The organism is Microbacterium sp. LWH7-1.2, from assembly GCF_038397755.1.
Lineage (GTDB): Bacteria > Actinomycetota > Actinomycetes > Actinomycetales > Microbacteriaceae > Microbacterium.
The window spans coordinates 1,740,777-1,762,852 of the sequence record NZ_CP151637.1; the positions used below are offsets into that span (position 1 = coordinate 1,740,777).

Consider the following 22,076-nt stretch of genomic DNA (forward strand, 5'->3'; position numbering starts at 1 on the left):
AGCCCTCGGGATGCCGTCGGTAGGCTGGCATCCATGTCTCGTATCGCCAAGGTTCTCGTTGCCAACCGCGGCGAGATCGCCGTCCGCGTCATCCGCGCCGCCCGCGATGCCGGGAAGTCCTCCGTCGCCGTCTACGCCGACCAGGACCGCGACGCGATGCACGCCCGCCTGGCGGACGAGGCGTACGCCCTCGAGGGCGCCACGAGCGCCGAGACGTACCTGTCTATCGACAAGATCCTCTCCGTCGCCCGCCGCTCCGGCGCCGACGCCGTGCACCCGGGCTACGGCTTCCTCGCCGAGAACGCGGACTTCGCCCGCGCCGTGATCGGCGCCGGGCTCGTCTGGATCGGCCCGTCGCCCGAGGCGATCGAGGCCCTCGGCGACAAGGTGACCGCCCGCGCGGTCGCCGAGAAGGTGGGCGCACCGCTCGCCCCCGGCACCCCCGGTCCCGTGGCCGGCGCCGACGAGGTCGTCGCGTTCGCCGAAGAGGTCGGTCTGCCGATCGCGATCAAGGCCGCGTACGGCGGCGGCGGGCGCGGGCTCAAGGTCGCCCGCACCATCGACGAGGTGCCCGAGCTGTTCGAGTCCGCGACGCGTGAGGCGATCACCGCGTTCGGTCGCGGCGAGTGCTTCGTCGAGAAGTACCTCGACAAGCCCCGTCACGTCGAGACGCAGTGCCTGGCGGATGCCGAGGGCAACGTCGTCGTCATCTCGACGCGCGACTGCTCGCTGCAGCGCCGCCACCAGAAGCTCGTCGAAGAGGCGCCTGCGCCCTTCCTCAGCGACGAGCAGAACAAGACCCTGTACGACGCGTCGAAGGCCATCCTCAAGGAGGTCGGCTACGTCGGCGCGGGAACCTGCGAGTTCCTCATCGGCGCCGACGGCACCATCTCGTTCCTCGAGGTGAACACGCGCCTGCAGGTCGAGCACCCGGTCTCCGAAGAGGTCACCGGCATCGACCTCGTGCGCGAGCAGTTCCGCCTCGCCGAGGGCGAGGAGCTCGGCTACGATGACCCGACGCCCGAGGGCCACTCGATCGAGTTCCGCATCAACGGCGAGGACCCGGGCCGCGGCTTCCTCCCCCAGCCCGGACCGATCCACGTGTTCAAGACGTTCGGCGGTCCCGGCATCCGTCTCGACTCCGGCGTCACCGCCGGTGACAGCGTCTCGGGCGCGTTCGACTCGCTGCTCGCGAAGATCATCGTCACCGGCCGCGACCGCGCCGAGGCGTTCGAGCGCTCGCGCCGCGCACTCGACGAGTTCGAGGTCTCTGGCCTGCCCACGGTGCTGCCGTTCCACCGCGCCGTCGTGCGCGACCCCGCGTTCACCGCCGACGACGGCGGCTTCGGCGTCTACACGCGATGGATCGAGACCGAGTTCGTCAACGACATCGCCCCGTGGGACGGCGAGCTCAGCGAGCCGACCCCCGCCGAGGCGCGCCACACGGTCGTGGTCGAGGTCGCCGGAAGGCGCCTCGAGGTGAGCCTGCCCGACCGCGTCGTGGCCCCCGTCGGCGTCGCCGGACGCCCGGCGGCCGTGCCGCCGTCGCGCCGCTCGCACTCCCCCTCGGTGGTCGCGGGCGCCTCGGGCGACGCGGTCAAGTCGCCGATGCAGGCCACGGTCGTAAAGGTCGCCGTCGAAGAGGGCCAGCAGGTCGTCAAGGGCGACCTGGTCATCGTCCTCGAGGCGATGAAGATGGAGCAGCCCATCCAGGCCCACAAGGACGGCGTCATCGGCGCCATCAACGCCGACCCCGGCACGACCGTGTCGGCCGGGCACCAGCTGCTCACGATCTCCTGATCCGTCGCCCCGGGTTTCGCGACGTCGGGGCGCCGAAACACGGGCCCGACGCGAGACACGCCGGGGCGCGGCATCCGTCACCGGCGCGGTGCAGTGACCGACCCGTGTTTCGGCATCATGCGAACCGAGGCGGACGGATGCCTCGGGCACGCGGCGTCGGGGAGGGTGACAGGATGGCGGCATGGACGCCTCCCCTGACCCTGACGCCCCCGAGGTGTCGGCGCTCGCGATCAACGTCGTGATTCCGCCGGAGCTCCGCTGGACGGACGTGCGCCGCGGCGAGGAGTTCGAGCTGCAGTCGCTGACGGTGCGGCTCCTGCCCGACCGCTCCGTGGCTGTGAAGGCGTATGGGCGCCCGACGGCCGGCGGTCGCGGGGCCTACGTGTCGTTCGCGATGCCCGACCGACCGGAGCTCCGCGCCCTCGTCGACGTTGCGGCGAACCGCGCCGCCGAGCTCTGGCGCTCCAACACCGGGCTCGCCTGACGCCGGTGATGACGGATGCTGCGACCAGCAGCATCCGTTCACATCATGTGATCTCGCCCAGAGCACACGTCGTGTGCGCGCGTAGCGTGTGCTGTCGGCGAGAGCGCACGATCCGAACGAGCGCGTCAGCCGCCGTAGACGTTGTGGTCGACGACGTGCATCGCGCGCGCGGCGTCCGTGATGCTCCCCGACAGCGACGGGTAGACCGCGAAGACACGGGAGACCTGGTCGACCGTGAGGCGGCGCTCGACGGCGATGGCGATCGGGTAGATGAGCTCCGAGGCGCGCGGGGCGACGATGACGCCGCCGATCACGGTGCCGCTGCCCTCGCGGGCGATGAGCTTCACGAAGCCGTCCTTGATGCCCATCATCTTCGCGCGCGCGTTCGCCGCCAGCGGCAGCTTGTGCACGACGCCCTGGATGTGGCCCTCGGCGATGTCGTTCTCCTGCCAGCCGATGGTGGCGATCTCGGGGGCGGTGAAGATGTTCGACGTGATGCGGCGTCGCTCGAGCGGGATGACGATGTCGCCGAGCGCGTGGAAGATCGCCGTGCGCCCCTGCATCGAGGCGACGGAGGCGAGCGGCACGAAGGTCGTGCAATCGCCGGCGGCGTAGATGTTCGGCACCGACGTGCGCGCGACGCGGTTCACCTGGATATGGCCGGACTCGGTCATCTGGATGCCGGCCTGCTCGAGGCCGATGCCGGCGGTGTTGGGGATCGAGCCCACCGCCACGAGGCAGTGGCTGCCCTCGACGACGCGTCCGTCCGACAGCGTCACGACGACACCGTCGCCGGTGTTCTCGACCTTCGCGGCACGCGACTTCGACAGCAGGTTCATGCCGCCTCGCTTGAACACGCGCTCGAGGACGGCGGCGGCATCCTTGTCCTCACCGGGCAGCACCTGGTCGCGGCTGGAGACCAATGTGACCTTGGCGCCGAGGTTCATGTAGGCGCCGGCGAACTCGGCGCCCGTGACGCCCGAGCCCACCACGATCAGGTGCTCGGGCAGGGCCGTCATGTTGTACAGCTGGGTCCACGTGAGGACGCGCTCGCCGTCGGGCTTGGCGGTCGGGAGCTCGCGCGGCGAGGAACCGGTCGAGACCACGAGGGTGTCGGCCTCGATGCGGTCGAAGTCCGTGCCGCCCGGGCCCGTGGAGACGACCACCGCGTTGTCGCCCTCGAGGCGGCCGTGACCCGAGATGATGCGCACGCCCGCTTCGGCGAGCGAGGCGCGCATGTCGTCGGACTGCTGGCGGGCCAGGGTCAGGAGGCGCTTGTTGACGGCGGTGAGGTTGATGGCGATCTCGGGCTTGAGCGGCTTGCCGTCCTTGCCCTTCGCGAACAGCTGCACGCCGAGGTCGCCCGCGCCCGCGATCGCGACGGCCGCGTCGGCGGTCGCGATGAGCGACTTCGACGGCACCACGTCGGTGATGACGGCCGAGCCGCCGATGCCGGCGCGTTCGACCACCGTCACCTCGGCTCCGAGCTGGGCGGCGGCCAGCGCCGCTTCGTAGCCTCCGGGTCCGCCGCCGAGGATGGCGACGCTCTGGGTGGTCTCGAAGCTGATCGACATGAATTCCATTCTCCCCTGCCCAGCGACCCCGAAACGACACCGCGACACTCCCGGGCGCGTGCGGATGCCGCTCCGCTGGCCCTCGTCGCCGTCCGTTCCTAAAGTGGTCCCATGTCAGACACCACCGGCAATCCTCTCGACGACCCCACGGCCGACCCCTTCGCGGTGGCCGCCGCCGCCGCGGAGGACATCGCCCGCATCACCGGCGTCGAGCGTCACGACATCGCGCTCACGCTCGGCAGCGGCTGGGGCAAGGCCGCGGAGCTCCTGGGTGAGACCACCTCGACGTTCCCCGCCACCCAGGTGACCGGCTTCAGCGCCCCGGCCCTCACCGGCCACGTGGGCACCCTGCGCAGCGTCGTCACCCCCAAGGGCCGCCGCGTGCTGGTGATCGGCGCCCGCACCCACTACTACGAGGGCTACGGCGTCCGCCGCGTGGTGCACAGCGTGCGCACCGCGGCGGCCGCGGGCGTGCGCACGATGGTGCTCACGAACGGCGCCGGCGGCATCAAGCACACGTGGACCCCCGGTCGCCCGGTGCTCATCAGCGACCACATCAACATGACCGGCGACACCCCCCTCGAGGGCGCGACGTTCATCGACCTCACCGACCTCTACTCGCTGCGGCTCCGCGACCTCGCGCGCTCCATCGACCCGAGCCTCGACGAGGGCGTGTACACCCAGTTCCGCGGGCCGCAGTACGAGACTCCGGCCGAGGTCCAGATGGTCAAGTCGTTCGGCGGGCACATCGTCGGCATGTCGACCGCGCTCGAGGCGATCGCCGCGCGCCAGGCGGGCATGGAGATCCTCGGTCTGTCGCTCATCACCAACATGGCCGCGGGCATCCAGAAGACGCCGCTCAGCCATCAGGAGGTGCTCGACGCCGGCCGCGAGGCCGAGCCGGTCATCTCATCGCTGCTGGCCCGCGTGATCGGGGCGCTGTGAACGTCGGGGACGTGCAGGAACCCGCCCCCGACGAGGCTCCTGCGGGAACGGATGCTGCCGCCGACGTCCTCGCGCACGCGCACGCGTGGCTCGCACAGGACCCCGATGGGGAGACCCGCGCGGAACTGCGCGCGCTGATCGAGGCCGCCGAGTCGGGCAACCCGGCCGCGCTCGAAGATCTCACCGACCGGTTCTCCGCGCGCCTCGCGTTCGGGACCGCCGGACTGCGCGGCGCCCTGGGCGCCGGCAGCAACCGCATGAACCGCGTGCTCGTCGCACAGGCCGCCGCGGGGCTCGCCGCGTACGTGCGCGAGCAGGCAGGGCTCCCGCCGGTGGGTGTCGAGGCCTCGTCGAGCACACCTGACGGCGATACGGATGCCGCAGCCGCCGCCCACGACGGCGCGGCGGACGACCTCGTGGTCGCACCCGCGGGGTCGGGCGACGAGACGCCGAGCGATGTCGTCCCCGTGGAGTCGGTCGACGGGCCCGCGGAAGCGGACGCCGAGGCACCGGAGCACGCCGATGCTGATGCCGCCGCCGATGCAGGAGCGCCAGATCGCGGCGATGACGCCGGCGCCGGCGATGGGTCTGCCGCCGCGCAGGACGATGCGGGCGCAGCATCCGTTCCCGAAGGACTCGCAGAGCCGTCGGCGCCCGAGCTCACCGAGACCCCGTCGGCCGACGCGCTCGAGGCCGAGGGGCCGGAGGTGCCCGGGATCCTCGACGACGCTCCGATCGTCGTGATCGGGTATGACGGGCGTCGCAACTCCGACGTGTTCGCGCGCGACTCCGCCGAGATCTTCGCGGGCGCGGGGCTGCGCGCGATCCTGATGCCGCGTCTGCTCCCGACGCCGGTGCTGGCGTTCGCGGTGCGGCACTTCGGCGCCGCCGCCGGCGTCATGGTCACGGCGAGCCACAACCCGCCCGACGACAACGGCTACAAGGTGTACCTCGGCGGGGCCGACGACGGCTCGCAGATCGTGTCGCCGGCCGACGCCGAGATCGCCGCGCACATCGAGCGCGTGGCGGAGGCCGGCGACATCAGCACGGTTCCGCGCTCGCTCGGGTTCGAGCTCGCCACCGAGAGCGTCATCGACGAGTACATCGCCGCGACCGCCGCGGTCGCGCCCGCACCAGCCGGGGCCGAGGGCCTCACGTGGGTGTACACGGCGATGCACGGGGTCGGCTGGGAGACGCTGTCGCGCATCCTCGAGACCGCGGGCTACCCCGCGCCGGTACCGGTGTCGGCACAGCTCGAGCCCGACGGCGCGTTCCCGACCGTGGCGTTCCCGAACCCGGAGGAGCCGGGGGCGATGGACCTCGCGTTCGACGCCGCGCGCGAGGCAGGGGCCGAGCTCGTCATCGCCAACGATCCCGACGCGGACCGCCTCGCGGTCGCCATCCCCGACGACTCCGCCGACGGCGGCTGGCGCCGCCTCACGGGCAACGAGATCGGCCTGCTGCTCGGCTGGCGCGCCGGGCGGCTCGCGACCGCCGACGGACCCGCCGAGGGAGCCTCGCTCGCGTGCTCGCTGGTGTCATCGCCTGGCCTCGCGGCGGTCGCGGAGCACTACGGCCTCGACTTCCATGCGACGCTCACGGGCTTCAAGTGGATCTCGCGTGCGCCGGGCATCGTGTACGGCTTCGAGGAGGCCCTCGGCTACCTCGTGAACCCCGGGACGGTCCGCGACAAGGACGGCATCTCAGCCGCCGTCGCGATCCTCGGCATGGTGGCCGAGGCGCGCGGCAGGGGCGCGACCCTCGGCGACCTGCTGACCGAGTTCGACGAGCAGTTCGGCGCGTTCGCGAGCGACCAGGTGTCGATCCGCGTCGAGGACGTGTCGCAGATCGCCCGCATCATGGCGGCGCTGCGCGAGCGGCATCCGTCATCCGTCGGCGAGGTCGCCGTCGAGCGCGTCGACGATCTTCTCGACGGCGTCGACGACCTGCCGCCCGGCGATGTGCTCCGCCTGTGGCTCGCCGACGGCTCGCGCGTCGTCGTGCGGCCGAGCGGCACCGAGCCCAAGCTCAAGCTGTACCTCGACGTGCGGGGCGAGTCCCGCGACGACGCCGCCGCGCGCATCGCGGCCCTCGCCGACGGCGCCCGCGCGCTGCTCGCCGAGTACGGCGGCTGACGCTCGTCGCTCCGCTGGATTCGGGTTCCGCGTGGTTCGGGGCGCGCGGCGTGCGTTCGGGGCGCGCGGCGTGCGTTCGCGGCGCACGGCGTGCGTTCGGGGCGCACGGCGTGCGTTCGGGGCCCGCGGCGTGCGCCCCGACTGTGCACCGCGCGCCCCAGAACGAGGGTCACGTCGGCGGCGATGACGTGAAGGAGACGGATGCTGCGGCTGCGGCATCCGTCACCCCCGAGCGGAGCACGACGCAGCACCGCGGGCGGCGGCGGGCATGCAGCTCTACGCTCGAAGCATGCTCCTCACCTCGCCCGTCACCCTCGAGAATGCACACGTCCGCCTCGAACCCCTTTCCCCCGCGCACGAGGCCGACCTGGCCGCCGCGGCGGTGGGCCTGGAACACACGTGGTACACGTCGGTGCCGCGCGCGGAGAGCATCGCGGCCGACATCGCACGACGCCTGACGTGGCGCGACGAAGGTCACATGAACCCCTGGGCGGTGCGCCGGCTCGACACGGGGAAGGTCGTCGGCGAGACCACGTTCTGCAACATCGACCAGGCCAACCGGCACGTCGAGATCGGGCACACCTGGATCGGGATCGAGGCGCAGCGCACCTTCGTGAACACGGCGTCGAAGCTGCTGCTGCTCGCCCACGCGTTCGAGCAGTGCGACGCCATCGCGGTCGAGTTCCGCACGCACTGGCACAACCGCCAGTCCCGTGCCGCGATCGCGCGCCTCGGCGCCAAGCAGGACGGCGTGCTGCGCAACCACCGCCTCGGCCCCGACGGCACCCTCCGCGACACCGTGGTCTTCTCGATCCTCCCCACCGAGTGGCCGGCCGTGCGCCTCGACCTCACGGAGCGCCTCACCCGCGGCTGACCCTGGGGCGCAGCATCCGTCCCGCTCATCGTCTGGTCCTGGCCCGGCTTCAGGCCACCCTCCGAGTTTGGGGCGCGTCGCGATGGTTTGGGGCGCACGTCGCGCGCCCCAAACGTCTGTCGTGCCCCACACGCAGGATCGGGTCTTCCCGGGTCAGTGCGGCTCGGCGTCGTGGCGCCTGACCTCTTCAGGCTGGGTGAGTCCCATAGCGTGGTGTCACTTCCCGCGGGGCCCTCGTTGTCGTAGACGATGAAGGGCCATCGTGGGATGACCAGTTGTTTCCGGCAAGAAGCAAAGCAGAGATCCCACGATGACCCACCACCAGTCTGCCCTGACGACCCTGATCGGCGAAGTCCTCGCCGATCCCGACCTGGCCCACTCCGACGTCTTCCGGCGGATGCTGCAGGCCGGCCTGCAGGATCTGATCAACGCGGAAGCGACCATGAAGATCGGTGCCGCCCCACACGAACGCACCCCGGAGCGCACCACCCGCCGCAACGGCACGCGTCCGAAGACCCTCGCGACCCCGGCCGGCGAGGTCGACCTGCAGATCCCGAAGCTGCGGGAGGGGTCGTTCTTCCCGTCGCTGCTCAGCCCCCGCCGCCGGGTGGACAAGGCGCTCTACGCGGTGATCTGTCAGGCCTGGATCGACGGGGTGAGCACTCGGAAGGTCGACCAGCTGATCCGCGCGTTGGGCAACGACACCGGCATCTCGAGGTCGACGGTCTCTCGGATCTGCGCCGAGATCGACGAGGCGGTGCAGGAGTTCCTGCACCGTCGGATCGACCACACCTGGTTCCCGTATCTGTTCCTGGACGCCACCTACCTCGACGTCCGCCACCGCGGCCGCGTCGTCTCGCAAGCCCTCGTCGTCGCGACCGGCGTCTCCGGCGATGGGCGGCGGGAGATCCTGGGCATGAGCCTTGGGGACGCGGAGACCACCGACTTCTGGACCGAGTTCCTCCGCGGCCTCCGCGACCGCGGCCTGAAGGTCGCCACCGACGCCGACCCGGAAGGCGTCGCCCTGGTCACGTCCGACGCGCACGCTGGCCTGAAGGCCGCGGTCAAAGCGATCCTGCCCGGAGCCGGGTGGCAGCGCTGCCGGGTCCACTTCGCCCGCAACGTCACCCAACGCCTGGGCTCGGCCCGCTCCAAGCCGGTCAACGCGCTGATCACCACGATCTTCGCGCAGACCACCCCGGAGGCCGTGCTCGCCCAGTACCAGCAAGTCACCGACAGCCTGCGCTCCTCATTCCCCGAGATCGCCGCCATGCTCGAAGCCGCCGAACCCGACCTCACCGGGTTCGCGGCGATGCCCCGCGAGCACTGGCAGAAGATCTGGTCGAACAACCCCATCGAACGCCTCAACCGCGAGATCAAACGCCGCGCCGACGTCGTGCAGATCTTCCCCGACCGCGACTCCGTGACCCGGCTCATCGGCGCCGTCCTGCAGGAACAGCACGAGGAATGGCAATACGGCGAACGCCGCTACTTCTCCGACATCTCCATGCGCAAACTCGTCCACACCCTCCACGCGCACACCGAACCCGCCCGCCCCGAGCTCTACCTCACCGCCTGACCCCCACCCATCAAGGAGCAAACGGAGTGACACCACTCAACGGGACTTGACCTTCAGGCTTTGGGGCGCGTCGCGAACGTTCGGGGCGCACGTCGCACGCCCCGAACGTTCGCGGCGCGCCCCGAACCCGAAAAGTACGGGAGAACGGATGCTGCGACCACGGACGGACCTTCCTCCACAGGGTGGTCTTGTCCACAGACGCGGGGGTCCGGGGCCGCACGTGCGATCGATACGTCGGAGACTCGCCGTCATGGCGACCCTCACCCTTCTCAGACGCGACAGGCTTCTGGCAACGACGACATCCCGCCGATTGACCGCTTCGGTCGCCGGCGGCGAGCTCATGCGGCTCCGACTCGGTGTGTACGTGGACGCAGCGGCATGGAATGCCGCAAAGCCCGAAGATCGCGTGATCGCTCGCGCTCACGCCCTGGCGCTGACCTCGCCGACCGCTCCGGTGGTCTCCCACGAGACCGCCGCGGCCGCGCACGGGCTCCCGCTCTATCGTGCGGATCGACGGCGGGTCCACGTCATCGCGCCGCATTCGCGACCGGGTGCTGCCGGCGGCGTGATCCGCCACCGCGGCGAACTCCGAGAAGATGACGTGGTCGAGATCGACGGGCTCCGGATCACCTCGCTCGCACGCACGATCTCAGACGTCGCCCGAACTGCCTCGTTCGAGCAGGCGGTCACGGTCGCCGACGCCGCGCTCCGCCAGCGGTTCGTCGCTGGCCCGGATGAGTACGACTTCGACGGGGCGGAGCGGTTCCGGCGCGAAGTGCTCGTGATCGCGAGCCGATCGGCTCACGGCGTCACGCGCGCTCGTCGCGTCCTCGACTTCGCCGACGGGCGCGCACAGCTGCCGGGCGAGAGCATCAGCCGAATCCGGCTCCGCGAGATCGGATTCCGTGTCATCGGGCTGCAGGTCGCGGTGCCCGGGCGAGGCATCCATCCGTACTATGTCGATTTCGGCCTGGACGAGGCCAACGCCTTCGGCGAGTTCGACGGAGCGATCAAGTACGTCGACCGGAAGATCCTCGACGGCCGCACGTCGTCGCAGATCTTCGACGAGGAGAAGCAACGGGAGGACTGGATCCGCGGGACCACCCAGCGCAGCCTTGCCCGATGGGGTTGGCCCCACCTCGCGACGGCCGTCGACTTGCGAACGCGGCTCGAGGCCTTCAGCATCCGTCCCGGGTCCCGGTTGGGGCGCACCGCATGCGATCGGGGCGCACGGCGCACGCCCCGGACGTTCGCCGTGCGCCCCGAACCCACGCGACAGCTCGCGGCGCCCCATGACACGACACCGGCGGGCAGCATCCGTCCCGGGTCCCGGTTGGGGCGCACCGCGTGCGATCGGGGCGCACGGCGCACGCCCCGAACGTTCGCCGCGCGCCCCGAACACCGGAGGAACGCAAAGAACCAGACGGATGCTGCGGCTCAGCCGTCGATGACGGCGACGAGCTCGTCGAGGAAGGCGTTGAAGTCGGTGCCGCGGCGCACGATGCGCTGGACGCTGTCGCGCTCGCTGAACACCTCGACGAACTGCTCGAACACCGTCTGGAACGCCTCGCGGTCGGTCTCGGAGAACGCCACCAGCGCCACGACCTGCACGCGGCCGTCGCCCCACGGGATCGAGGGGTCGGCGATGCCGATGGCGATGGCCGTGCGGGACGCCGTCATCTCGAGGGCGTGCGGCACGGCCAGGGCATCAGTGAACGCGGTCGACGACAGGCGCTCGCGCTCGATGGTGCGCTCGACGTACTCGGCGTCGATGACGCCGCAGGCCTGGAGCAGCGCGCCGAGCCCGCGGATCACTCCCTCCTCCCCCGCCGCCTCGTCGAACCCGCGAACGAACGCCGAGGGCTCGAAATAGCGCTCCAGCTCGGCGCGCAGCCGGGCCAGGCGGCGTGAGCGGCGGATGCGGCCGGCCGCGGACTGCACCCGCTCGACGTCGGCGTCGGTGAGGAACGGCTGGATCCGCACGATCCGGTCGGTCGTGGTCGGGGAATCGATCGTGGTCAGGATGAGATCGGTGTCGATCGAGACCCAGTCGGGATCGACGCGCGTCTCGACGCCGACGACCTCGATCGCCTGCCCGAGCGAGCGGTCGACGCTCGAGCGCAGCAGCTCGTGCAGGTCGTAGTAGCCGGGGCACACGATGGTCGCGGTGAGCAGCTGGTCGGCCCGGCGGCTGCGCTCGAGCCGGCCCCCGACGTGCATCGCGATGTAGGCGATCTCGTCGTCCGGCAGGGGGATGCCGAGCCGCTGCTGCAGCCGGCTCGCGATGAACACCGCGACCTCGAAGATCATCGGGTACGTGGACTTCAGCGACCGCGTCAGCGGGTTGCGGGACCACGCCTGCTCGCGCGCGCGGTGCAGCAGGTTCTGCACGTGCAGCGCGAGCCGCGCGACGAAGTCGTCGTGCGCGATGTCGACGAGGAACTCTTCGGCCGCCGCCGTCACGACCTCCCGCACGACGGCCTCGACCTCCGGATCGAGGGACGACGGTGCGGCCCCGGATGCTGCGTCCTCGTGTCCGTCGGGCGCGACCACGCGCGTCAGCACCAGCGTCGCGAGGTGCTGCAGATCGGCGCTGCCGAGCCGTACGCCGAGGTGGCGCTCCGAGAGCTCCGCGATGATCTCGGCGACCTGGTTCTGGGTCGGCCGCTCCCGCGCGGCGCCGACGACGGCGTCGAGCGGGCGGTCGCGCGAGGTGCGGTCGGCCGCGATCGCGATGTGCATCACGACGTCGGCGATGCCGAACTCGTTGACGAACCACCCCAGTTCACCCAGGCGCGCCACCAGCTCGGTCTTGAACGGGCCGAACGCCTGGGCGCCGACCGACCCTTCTCCGAGCGTGCGGCGGAGCGCGGCGAGGTCGAACGACCCCGCGTCCATCTCGTCGTGCGCGAGCCGGCTGAGCAGACGCCGCTGCGCACCCTCGGTTCCACGCAACCGCGCGCGGGACGCGGAGCGCTCGAGGGTGAGCTCGGTGCCGCCCAGCAGTCCGCGGACGCGGGCGAGGTCGGCGTCGACGGTGGCGGGCGAGACATGCAGCGCGTCGGCGGTGTCGAACACGTCGATGCCGTCGGGGGCGTCGAGGAGCGCCCGCACGAGGGTGTGCAGCCGGTCGCGCGGTGTGCCGGTGTCGCCGCCCGCCCGCAGCGCGGCAGCGGCGTCGGACCCGGCACGGTAGCCCTGCGGTCCGGACTCGACCGCGACGCCCGGCGCCACCCGCGCGTTGGCGGCGGTGACGTACGACCGGATGCTGCGCGGAGTCACACCCAGCGCGTCGGCGAGAGCGGATGCCGTGACCCAGTCGCCGTCGCGCAGGAGCAGTCCGAGCACACGATCTTGCCGGGCTCGGGTCACACGCCCAGTCAACCACGCGCGCCATCGCCCGGGGCCGTCGGTCGCCGCCGCGTTTCCGCCCCCGCGGAAGAAGGAATGGTTGTCCCCTCCCAGCGTTCTCACAAGAATGGGCAGACGAGGAGGCGGGTCGATGAGGATCCTGGTGGTGTGCGGAGCGGGTGCCTCGAGCACCTTCGTCGCTCAGCGCGTGCGTCATGCGGCCCACGCCGAGGGACTCGACTACTCCGCCTTCGCCGGCACCGAGCAGTCGCTTCCGATCGATCTCGACGCCGCCGACGTGGTCCTCGTGGGTCCGCACCTGGTCCATGCGCTCGAGCGCATAGAACGGGATGCCGCCGCGCGAGGCACGACGGTGGTCCTGCTGCCGCCCGACATCTTCGGAGACCGCGACGGCACGCGCACACTCGCGCTGGTCCGCGCCGCGATCGGGAGCCCCGGGGGGCCGCTCCCGGCCGCGGACGCGGCACCGCCGCCCACCCACTGAACTTCACCACGACGAACAAAGACCAGACAGAGAGGTCACGACATGCCACCCATCTCCCGCACCGTCCGCATCGGATCGACGCACGGTCTGCACGCGCGTCCGGCCAAGCTGTTCGCGCAGGCGGCGAAGGATGCCGGCATCCCGATCACCATCGCGAAGGATGCGGGAAGCCCGGTCAACGCGGCGAGCATCCTCGGCGTGATCGCGCTGGGCGTCGAGCAGGGCGACTACGTGACCCTCACCGCGGACGGCGACGGCGCCGAGTCGACGCTCGACACGCTTGCGGAGCTGCTCACCACCGACCACGACGCGGAGGCCTGAAGATGACCGAACTCCGTGGCGTGGGAATCGGCCTGGGCGTCGCTCAGGGACCCGTCGCACGCATGGCCGAGCCGGCGCCGCCGCCCTCGGACGCTGCCAGCACGCTGGGCGTCGAGGACGAGAAGTCGCGGGTGGCGGATGCTGTCGCCACCGTCGCGCGCGAGCTCGAGGCCCGGGGGCTGCAGGCGGGCGGCGCCGCGCAGGAGGTGCTCGAGGCGCAGGCGATGATGGCGGAGGACCCGACGCTCGCCGACGAGATCGGCGCGCGTCTGGCGCAGGGCAAGACGGGCGAGTTCGCGGTGTTCGACGCCTTCGCATCGTTCCGCGACCAGCTCACGGCGATGGGCGGCTACCTCGGCGAGCGCGCGGCGGACCTCGACGACGTGGCGCAGCGTGTGATCGCCCGGCTCCGCGGTGTGCCGGCTCCGGGTGTGCCGGACCCCGGGCATCCGTTCGTCCTCGTCGCGAAGGACCTCGCGCCGGCCGACACGGCACTCCTCGACCTCGACAAGGTGCTCGCCCTGGTGACCACGGAGGGCGGGCCGACCTCCCACACCGCGATCCTCGCGCGGGAGAAGTCGATCGTCGCGATCGTCGGTGCCACCTCGGCGACCGGGCTGCGCGACGGCGAGACCGTGATCGTGGATGCCGCCGCCGGTGTCGTGACGACCGAACCGACCACCGCCGAGCTCGAGCGGGCGCAGAACCGCGCCGACGCCCGCGCCGCGCAGGCGTCGGCGCCGATCACCGACGGCGCGCTCGCGGACGGCACCCCGATCCCGCTGCTGGCGAACCTCGGCAACCCGGAGGGCGCGACCGACGCGGTCGCACTGGGCGCCGAGGGCGTGGGCCTGTTCCGCACCGAGTTCCTGTTCCTGAGCTCGAACCAGGCGCCCACCGTCGAGCAGCAGCGCGAGGCGTACACGAAGCTGCTCGCCGCGTTCCCGGGCAAGAAGGTCGTCGTCCGGGTGCTGGACGCCGGCGCCGACAAGCCGCTCGCGTTCCTGAACGACGCGCACGAGGAGAACCCCGCGCTCGGGCTCCGCGGCATCCGCGCCCTCCGCGCCAGCGAGGACATCCTGCGCGAGCAGCTCACGGCACTTGCCGAAGCGGATGCCGCCACCGACGCCGACCTCTGGGTCATGGCGCCGATGATCGCCACGGTCGAGGAGACGGAGTACTTCGTCGACCTCGCGCGCGACTACGGCATCAAGACCGCGGGCGTCATGGTGGAGGTGCCGTCCTCGGCGCTGCTCGCCGATCGCATCCTGGTGGACGCGGACTTCGCCTCCATCGGCACCAACGACCTCACGCAGTACACGCTCGCCGCAGACCGACTCCTCGGGTCGGTCGCGTCGTTCCAGGACCCGTGGCACCCGGCGGTGCTGCGCCTGATCCGCGAGGTCGGCGAAGCCGGCGCCGCGAACGGCAAGCCGGTCGGCATCTGCGGTGAGGCGGCGGCAGATCCCCTGCTCGCCGTCGTGCTCGTCGGCCTGGGCGCCACGAGCCTGTCCATGGCACCCACGGCCCTCGCCGACGTGCGGGCCACCCTTCTCCAGCACTCCATCGCCCAGGCACGCGACATCGCCTCGGCCGCACTCGCCGCGAACGACGCGGCATCCGCCCGGTCCGCAGCCCAGCAGGCGGCCACCCGATAGGCCGTCGTGACGGCCTGGACACCCACACACAAGGGAGACAGCAAAATGACAACGGCGTCAGTGCCCGCTTCGGGCACCAGCAGGGCGCGAGTCGGAGTCCAGCGCTTCGGCACGTTCCTGTCCGGCATGATCATGCCGAACATCCCCGCGCTCATCGCGTGGGGCATCTTCACCGCGTTCTTCATCGCGGTCGGCTGGACCCCGGTCCCGGCGCTCGCGACGCTGGTGGGTCCCTTCATCCACTACCTCCTGCCGATCCTGATCGCGTATACCGGCGGCAGCATCATCTACGGTGTCCGCGGCGGCGTGGTCGCCTCGATCGGAACGTTCGGCGCCATAGCCGGGTCGGATTACCTGATCGCCCAGATCAACGCCGACCTGCCGGCGGACAACCAGCTGGGCCAGGTGCACATGTTCATCGGCGCGATGATCATGGCCCCGATCTGCGCCTACACCATGCGGTGGCTGGACAGCCTGTGGGAGGGCAAGATCCGTGCCGGCTTCGAGATGCTCGTGAACATGTTCTCGGCGGGCATCTGGGGCTTCGTGCTCGCGATCATCGGGTTCTACCCGATCGCGTGGCTCGTCAACGGCATCATGCAGGTGCTGAGCAACGCGGTGGACTGGCTCGTCTCGATGAACCTGCTGCCGCTCACGAGCATCATCATCGAGCCGGCGAAGGTGTTCTTCCTGAACAACGCGATCAACCACGGCGTGCTCACGCCGCTCGGCATCCAGCAGTCCGCCGAGACCGGATCGTCGATCCTGTTCCTGCTCGAGGCCAACCCCGGCCCCGGCGTGGGTCTGCTCCTCGCGTTCACGTTCTTCGGCATCGGCGCCGCGCGCGCCTCCGCCCCGGGCGCCGCGGTGATCCAGTTCTTCGGCGGCATCCACGAGGTGTACTTCCCGTACGCGCTGATGAAGCCGATGCTGATCCTCGCGCTGATCGCCGGCGGTATGACCGGCGTCACGACGAACATGCTCCTGGGCGGTGCCCTCCGAGCCCCGGCCGCACCGGGCAGCATCTTCGCGGTGATCGCCCAGGTCGCGAACAACTCCTATGTCGCCGTCCTGCTCTCGGTGGTGCTGGCGGCCACCGTGACATTCCTCATCTCGTGGGTCATCCTGCGTGCTTCGCGCAAGCGCGACCTCGAGGCGATGGCGGCGACCGACGACGCTTTCGGCGCGGCGATCACGCAGACCGCGGCGGCCAAGGGCAAGTCGTCGGCGGCACTGGACGGCCTGCGCGGCGGCGCGGCCACGAGCGCCGACGGCGGCATCGAGCCCGCGACCATGACGGAGCGCGAGATCCACAACATCGTGTTCGCGTGCGACGCGGGCATGGGTTCGTCGGCCATGGGCGCGAGCGTCCTGCGCAACAAGATCAAGAAGGCGGGCATCGAGGACGTCACGGTCACCAACAAGGCGATCGCGGCCCTGGACGCGTCGGCCGACCTGGTGATCACGCAGAACCAGCTCACGGATCGCGCACGGCAGAAGACGCCGAACTCGGTGCACGTGTCGGTCGACAACTTCATGAACTCGCCGCGATACGACGAGGTCGTGGACCTTGTCCGCACCCAGCACGAGGATGGAACCGCGTAGCTGAGACCGCGGTGGGGCCGGGCGGGCTTTCAACGCCCCCGGTCCCACCGCCCTCGGCACAGCCGCGCCCCGCTGCTCGGAACGGGCGGCGGGTCGCGGCATCCGTATCTCCTCCGGCGACACAGACGAACGACGAGAAAGGCGACAACATGGCACGCGAGGTTCTGAGCATCGGCCAGGTGCGCATCCACTCCGGGAGCGCTTCGCGCGACGAGGCGATGCGGGAGGCGGCGGACATCCTGCAGTCGGCGGGCGCCGTCACCGGCGCCTACTACGACGCGATGCTCCAGCGCGAGCAGACCGTGTCGACGTACATGGGGAACGAGCTCGCGATCCCCCATGGCACCAACGAGACCAAGGGCGAGATCCTCGAGTCGGCGCTGTCGGTGGTTCGCTACGACGGCGGCGTGGACTGGGACGGCAACCCCGTGACCTTCGTGATCGGCATCGCCGGCAAGGGCGACGAGCACCTCGAGATCCTGTCGCAGATCGCGATCCTCTTCTCGGACGAGGACGAGGTCGAACGGCTCAAGACCGCCCAGACGCCGGAGGAGCTGTTCGGCCTGGTGTCGGCGGCGGGCGTCTGATGAAGGCCGTCCACTTCGGGGCCGGCAACATCGGGCGAGGGTTCGTCGGGCTGCTCCTGCACGAGGGCGGGTACGAACTCGTCTTCTCGGACGTCGCCGCACCGCTCGTCGACGCGATCAACCACGTGTCCCGCTACACGGTGCACGAGGTGGGCGAGGGCGGTCGCGACACGCTCGTCACGGGCTTCACGGCCATCAACAGCGCCGAGCACCCCGACAAGGTCATCGACGAGATCGCCGGGGCGAACGTCGTCACGACGGCGGTGGGGCCGACGATCCTCAAGTTCGTCGCGCCGCACATCGTCGCCGGGCTCGCCCTGCGCGACCCCTCGAGCCCGCCGCTGCAGATCATGGCGTGCGAGAACGCGATCAACGCCACCGACCTCCTCCGTGACGAGATCAAGGCGCTCGCCGGCGACGCGTGGGACGCGCTCTCATCACGCGCGGTGTTCGCCAACACCGCCGTCGACCGGATCGTGCCGGCCCAACCGGAGGGCGCAGGCGTCGACGTCACCGTCGAGCCGTTCTTCGAGTGGGCGATCGAGCGGCCGCCGTTCGGCGACGACCCGCCGAACATCCCCGGCGCCCACTTCGTCGACGACCTCGCGCCGTACATCGAGCGCAAGCTCTTCACCGTCAACACCGGGCATGCGGCCACGGCGTACTTCGGCGCTCAGGCCGGAGTCGAGGCGATCGCCGGCGCGCTGGCCGATCCGGCGATCGCGTCGCGGGTCGAGGCTGCTCTGGAGGAGACGTCGGCGCTGCTGGAGGCCAAGCACGGACTCGACGCCTCGTCGCTCGCCGACTACCGCGCGACGATCCTCGGTCGCTTCCGCAACAAGGCCCTGCCCGACACGGTGTGGCGCGTCGGCCGCCAGCCGCTGCGCAAGCTCTCACGACACGAGCGGTTCGTCGGCCCCGCAGCCGAGGCCGCAGAGCGCGGCCTCGGGGTGGACGCGCTGGTCGCCGCGATGGGCGCGGCTCTCGCTTTCGACGACAGCGAGGACGCCCAGTCGGTGGACCTGCAACGGATGCTGCGGGAACAGGATGCCGCGTCGTTCACCGCGTCGGTCACGGGCCTCGAGCCGCAGCATCCGCTCTTCCCGAAGGTCGAGGCGATCGTCGCGGCCCGGCAGGCGGAACTCGGCAGCGCGAACGGGTAGATTCCCGCAGACGACGCTCGTGAGGTCTCTTCGTGTGAGGCGACGGTGGAATTTCGGTTAATTCCGACTAACGCTTAGGGTTGCTCTCGAACCTGGGGTCGGCACCGTCGCGCCGACGACACGACGATGTGTGGAGACGGAATGAAGGACGCATGAGCGCGCACCGCTATGCCATCATCGGCGCCGGTCCGTCGGGCCTGGCCGCCGCACGCGGACTCCAGAGGGCGGGGATCGCCTTCGACGGCTACGAGGCGTCGCGCGGCGTCGGCGGGCTCTGGGACATCGAGAATCCGCGCTCGACGATGTACGAGTCGGCGCACCTGATCTCGTCGCGCACGACCACGGAGTTCGCCGAGTTCCCGATGCGCACGACGGCCGACTACCCGGGCCACCGCGAGCTCATCGCGTACTTCCGCGAGTTCGCCGACCATTTCGGGCTGACCGACCTGTTCCGGTTCGGCACGAAGGTCACCTCGCTCGAACCCGCAGACGACGGCGGTTGGATGCTGCGCGCCGACGCACCTGACGGCACCCTCGAGCACCGCTACGCCGGCGTGATCCTCGCGAACGGCACGCTCGCCGAGCCCAACGTCCCGGCGTTCCGCGGCGAGTTCACCGGGGAACTCCTTCACACCAGCGCCTACAAGTCCGCGATGCAGCTCACCGGCAAGCGGGTGCTCATCATCGGCGCCGGCAACTCGGGCTGTGACATCGCGGTCGACGCCGTGCACCACGCGGCCTCCGTCGACATGAGCGTGCGCCGCGGCTACTACTTCGTGCCGCGGTACCTGTTCGGCAAGCCGTCCGACACCCTCAACCAGGGCAAGCCGCTCCCGGCGCGCATCAAGCAGTTCGTCGACACGCGCGTCCTGCGTGCGTTCACCGGCGACCCCGTGCGGTTCGGGTTCCCCAAGCCCGACTACAAGATCTACGAGTCGCACCCGATCGTCAACACGCTGATCCTCAACCACCTCGGCCAGGGCGACCTGCGGATCGTCCCCGACATCGACCGCTTCGACGGCCGCACGGTGCACTTCCGCGACGGCTCGTCGGGCGAGTACGACATCGTCCTCCTCGCGACCGGCTACAAGCTGGACTATCCGTTCGTCGACCGCGCCGCGCTGGAGTGGTCGGGCATGGCGCCCCACCTGTTCCTCAACACCTTCACCCCGACGTTCAACGGCCTCTACGTGATGGGCATGATCGAGGCATCCGGAATCGGCTGGCAGGGCCGCTACGAGCAGGCCGAGCTCATCGCCGCCTACCTCGCCGCGCTCGAGCGCCACCCCGATCGCGCCGCCGCCTTCCGCGCCCGCGTGACCGGCGAGCCCTGGCCCGACGTGACGGGCGGCTACAAGTACCTCGGCCTCGAGCGCATGTCGTACTACGTCAACAAGGACGCGTACCGCAGCGCCGTGCGCACCGCCACCGAGGCACTGAAGACGGATGCTGCGGCCCGAGGTCCGCGACGCGGCCGCGGCACCGCGCGCAGGAAGGTGACGGCATGAACCCCGACGACGTCGTGCTCAACTTCAATCCGGGCACACTCGTGATCCTCAACGTGGTGCTCGGGCTCATCATGTTCGGCATCGCGCTCGACACGACGCTGGAGGACTTCAAGGTCGTCGCGCGCAAGCCGAAGCCGTTCGTCATCGCGATCCTCGCGCAGCTCATCGTGCTGCCCGCCGTGACGTTCGCGCTGACGCTCATCCTGCCGGTCACGCCGTCGATGGCGCTCGGCATGATCCTCGTGGCCTGCTGCCCGCCCGGAAACATCTCGCAGGTGCTCACGCATCGCTCTGGCGGCAACGTGGCGCTCTCGGTGTCGATGACCGCGGTATCGAACGTGATCTACATCTTCGTGCTGCCGCTGTCGGTCGCGTTCTGGGGATCGCTGCACCCGACGGCGCGCGACCTGCTGGTCGCCGTCGAGCTCAACCCGTGGACGATGTTCGCCGACATCCTCCTCATCATCGGCGTGCCGTTCGCCCTCGGACTGTTCATCCGCCATCGCTTCCCTGCTTTCGCGAAGCGCGTGCAGCCGTTCGTGAAATGGTTCTCGCTGCTGGCGCTCGTCGGCTTCATCGTCGCCGCGCTCGCGGGCAACTGGGCGTACTTCGTCGCGTTCCTCGGCATCATCGTGCTGGTGGTCACGATCCACGACGCCGTCGCCCTGGCGATCGGCTACAGCACCGCGGTCGTCGGCGGCCTGGGCACCCGCGAGCGCAAGGCGATGACGTTCGAGGTCGGCATCCGCAACGCGGGACTCGGCCTCGGCCTCGTCTTCGCGTTCTTCGGCGGCCTGGGCGGCATGGCGATCGTCGCCGGCTGGTGGGGCATCTGGGACATCATCGCGGGGCTCGTCGTCGCCGCGCTGTGGGCGCGGCATACGAAGAGGCGCACGGGGTCGGCCAAGGGCGATGCATCGCGCCGCGCGCTGCGCGCGGCAGCGGCCGACGGCGGGCCAGGATACGCGACGACCGACTCCGCCGATCCCGCGGAGCCCGTCGCATGAGCCATCGCGTCCTCATCACCGGCGGCTCCGGCTTCCTCGGATCCCACGTCGCCACCGCCCTCGCCGCCCGCCCCGATGTCGGACTGGTCGTGGCCGGCGACGTACGGCGGCCGCAGCATCCCATCGACGGAATCGTCTACGACGACTGCGATGTGACCCGCCCCGAGGGCCTCGTGCCGCTGCTGCGCCGGCACGACATCGACGTGGTCGTGCACCTCGCCGCCATCGTCAACCCCGGGCGCGACCACGCTCTCGAGTACCGGGTGGACGTCGACGGCTCGCGCCACGTGCTCGAGGCGTGCGTCGAGGCGGGTGTGAGACGAATCGTCGTGTCGTCGTCCGGCGCCGCGTACGGGTACCACCCCGACAACCCCGAATGGCTGCGCGAGAGCGACCCGGTGCGCGGCAACGACGAGTTCCCGTACTCCCAGCACAAGCGCCTCGTCGAGCAGCTGCTCGCCGGCCACCGCTCCGCGCACCCCGAGCTCGAGCAGGTGGTCTTCCGGATCGGCACGATCCTGGGGCCCACTGTGCGGAACCAGATCACCGCGCTCTGGGACGGCCCCGCCCTCCTCAAGGTGCGCGGCTCGGAGTCGCCGTTCGTCTTCGTGTGGGTCGACGACGTCGCGGCCGCGATGGCGCGTGCCGCGACCGACGGCCCGGCAGGCGTGTACAACGTCGCCGGCGACGGGCGCGTGACGGTGCCCGAGATCGCCCGGCGCCTCGGCAAGCCGGTCGTGACCATGCCCGCCGGCGTGCTCGGCTTCCGCCTCCGGGTCGGACGGATGCTGCGCCTCACCGTCCACGGACCGGAACAGGTCGGATTCCTCCGCTACCGCCCCGTGCTCGCGAACGCGCGCCTGAAGGACGAGTTCGGCTTCACCCCCTCGAAGACGTCGTCCGAGGCCTTCGAGGCCTACCTCGCGTCGCACCCCGGCGTCGCCCGCCGCTGAGCGCCTGGTCGCCCCGTCTCACAAACG

At 70.8% G+C, this 22,076-nt stretch carries 18 protein-coding genes; 15 read left to right on the forward strand and 3 right to left on the reverse strand.

Annotation, left to right across the window (positions count from 1 at the left end; genetic code table 11):
* Window positions 1-33 precede the first annotated feature (33 nt).
* Both MRBLWH7_RS08245 and MRBLWH7_RS08250 read left to right on the forward strand, forming a co-directional pair.
* Window positions 34-1,800: a biotin carboxylase N-terminal domain-containing protein gene (locus tag MRBLWH7_RS08245; protein WP_342000997.1), complete on the forward strand. Its 1,767-nt coding sequence runs from the start codon at window positions 34-36 to the stop codon at window positions 1,798-1,800.
* Between the two features lie 181 nt (window positions 1,801-1,981).
* Window positions 1,982-2,284, forward strand: coding sequence for a hypothetical protein (locus tag MRBLWH7_RS08250; RefSeq protein WP_342001000.1), 303 nt, complete (start codon window positions 1,982-1,984; stop codon window positions 2,282-2,284).
* A gap of 125 nt (window positions 2,285-2,409) precedes the next feature.
* Here the strand turns inward: MRBLWH7_RS08250 and MRBLWH7_RS08255 are convergent, their stop codons facing one another.
* Entirely contained in the window at window positions 2,410-3,867 is a 1,458-nt protein-coding gene (locus tag MRBLWH7_RS08255) for an NAD(P)H-quinone dehydrogenase (protein ID WP_342001003.1), read from the reverse strand.
* A gap of 102 nt (window positions 3,868-3,969) precedes the next feature.
* Between MRBLWH7_RS08255 and MRBLWH7_RS08260 the strand changes: the two genes are divergently transcribed.
* The 4 genes from MRBLWH7_RS08260 (at window position 3,970) to MRBLWH7_RS08275 (ending at window position 9,391) form a co-directional block, all read left to right on the forward strand.
* A complete protein-coding gene (locus MRBLWH7_RS08260; RefSeq protein ID WP_342001007.1) occupies window positions 3,970-4,803 on the forward strand; it encodes a purine-nucleoside phosphorylase in 834 nt (277 codons plus the stop codon).
* An 11-nt stretch (window positions 4,804-4,814) separates the two neighbouring features.
* On the forward strand, window positions 4,815-6,938 hold the full coding sequence (locus tag MRBLWH7_RS08265) for a phospho-sugar mutase (protein ID WP_342001009.1): 2,124 nt from the start codon (window positions 4,815-4,817) through the stop codon (window positions 6,936-6,938).
* A 289-nt stretch (window positions 6,939-7,227) separates the two neighbouring features.
* Complete coding sequence (locus MRBLWH7_RS08270) at window positions 7,228-7,812, forward strand: GNAT family protein (protein WP_342001012.1); 585 nt, start codon at window positions 7,228-7,230, stop codon at window positions 7,810-7,812.
* A 310-nt stretch (window positions 7,813-8,122) separates the two neighbouring features.
* Window positions 8,123-9,391, forward strand: coding sequence for an IS256 family transposase (locus MRBLWH7_RS08275; protein WP_341994761.1), 1,269 nt, complete (start codon window positions 8,123-8,125; stop codon window positions 9,389-9,391).
* Between the two features lie 649 nt (window positions 9,392-10,040).
* On the opposite strand, the gene MRBLWH7_RS08280 is transcribed toward MRBLWH7_RS08275, so the two are convergent.
* Both MRBLWH7_RS08280 and MRBLWH7_RS08285 read right to left on the reverse strand, forming a co-directional pair.
* Window positions 10,041-10,469: a hypothetical protein gene (locus tag MRBLWH7_RS08280; protein WP_342001014.1), complete on the reverse strand. Its 429-nt coding sequence runs from the start codon at window positions 10,467-10,469 to the stop codon at window positions 10,041-10,043.
* Window positions 10,470-10,828: 359 nt separating this feature from the next.
* Window positions 10,829-12,763 (reverse strand): PRD domain-containing protein, encoded by a 1,935-nt coding sequence (locus tag MRBLWH7_RS08285; protein ID WP_342001017.1) that lies wholly within the window; start codon window positions 12,761-12,763, stop codon window positions 10,829-10,831.
* Window positions 12,764-12,893: 130 nt separating this feature from the next.
* On the opposite strand from MRBLWH7_RS08285, the gene MRBLWH7_RS08290 reads away from it, so the two are divergent.
* The 9 genes from MRBLWH7_RS08290 (at window position 12,894) to MRBLWH7_RS08330 (ending at window position 22,049) form a co-directional block, all read left to right on the forward strand.
* The gene (locus tag MRBLWH7_RS08290; RefSeq protein WP_342001020.1) at window positions 12,894-13,247 is read left to right on the forward strand and encodes a PTS sugar transporter; all 354 of its coding nucleotides are present in this window, start codon (window positions 12,894-12,896) and stop codon (window positions 13,245-13,247) included.
* A 42-nt stretch (window positions 13,248-13,289) separates the two neighbouring features.
* The gene (locus MRBLWH7_RS08295) at window positions 13,290-13,568 is read left to right on the forward strand and encodes an HPr family phosphocarrier protein (RefSeq protein WP_342001023.1); all 279 of its coding nucleotides are present in this window, start codon (window positions 13,290-13,292) and stop codon (window positions 13,566-13,568) included.
* A 2-nt stretch (window positions 13,569-13,570) separates the two neighbouring features.
* A complete protein-coding gene (ptsP, locus tag MRBLWH7_RS08300; RefSeq protein ID WP_342001026.1) occupies window positions 13,571-15,226 on the forward strand; it encodes a phosphoenolpyruvate--protein phosphotransferase in 1,656 nt (551 codons plus the stop codon).
* Between the two features lie 45 nt (window positions 15,227-15,271).
* Complete coding sequence (locus MRBLWH7_RS08305) at window positions 15,272-16,831, forward strand: PTS mannitol transporter subunit IICB (protein WP_342001029.1); 1,560 nt, start codon at window positions 15,272-15,274, stop codon at window positions 16,829-16,831.
* Window positions 16,832-16,980: 149 nt separating this feature from the next.
* Window positions 16,981-17,418 (forward strand): PTS sugar transporter subunit IIA, encoded by a 438-nt coding sequence (locus MRBLWH7_RS08310; RefSeq protein ID WP_342001032.1) that lies wholly within the window; start codon window positions 16,981-16,983, stop codon window positions 17,416-17,418.
* Window positions 17,418-18,581 (forward strand): mannitol-1-phosphate 5-dehydrogenase, encoded by a 1,164-nt coding sequence (locus tag MRBLWH7_RS08315; RefSeq protein WP_342001034.1) that lies wholly within the window; start codon window positions 17,418-17,420, stop codon window positions 18,579-18,581. The genes MRBLWH7_RS08310 and MRBLWH7_RS08315 overlap by 1 nt, the downstream gene beginning before the upstream one ends.
* A gap of 152 nt (window positions 18,582-18,733) precedes the next feature.
* Window positions 18,734-20,089: an NAD(P)/FAD-dependent oxidoreductase gene (locus MRBLWH7_RS08320; RefSeq protein WP_342001036.1), complete on the forward strand. Its 1,356-nt coding sequence runs from the start codon at window positions 18,734-18,736 to the stop codon at window positions 20,087-20,089.
* On the forward strand, window positions 20,086-21,096 hold the full coding sequence (locus tag MRBLWH7_RS08325; protein ID WP_342001038.1) for a bile acid:sodium symporter family protein: 1,011 nt from the start codon (window positions 20,086-20,088) through the stop codon (window positions 21,094-21,096). Before MRBLWH7_RS08320 ends, MRBLWH7_RS08325 begins: the two co-directional genes overlap by 4 nt.
* Window positions 21,093-22,049 carry an SDR family oxidoreductase gene (locus MRBLWH7_RS08330; RefSeq protein ID WP_342001041.1) on the forward strand — a complete coding sequence of 319 codons (957 nt, stop codon included), beginning with the start codon at window positions 21,093-21,095 and terminating at the stop codon, window positions 22,047-22,049. Before MRBLWH7_RS08325 ends, MRBLWH7_RS08330 begins: the two co-directional genes overlap by 4 nt.
* The last annotated feature ends 27 nt before the right edge of the window (window positions 22,050-22,076 follow it).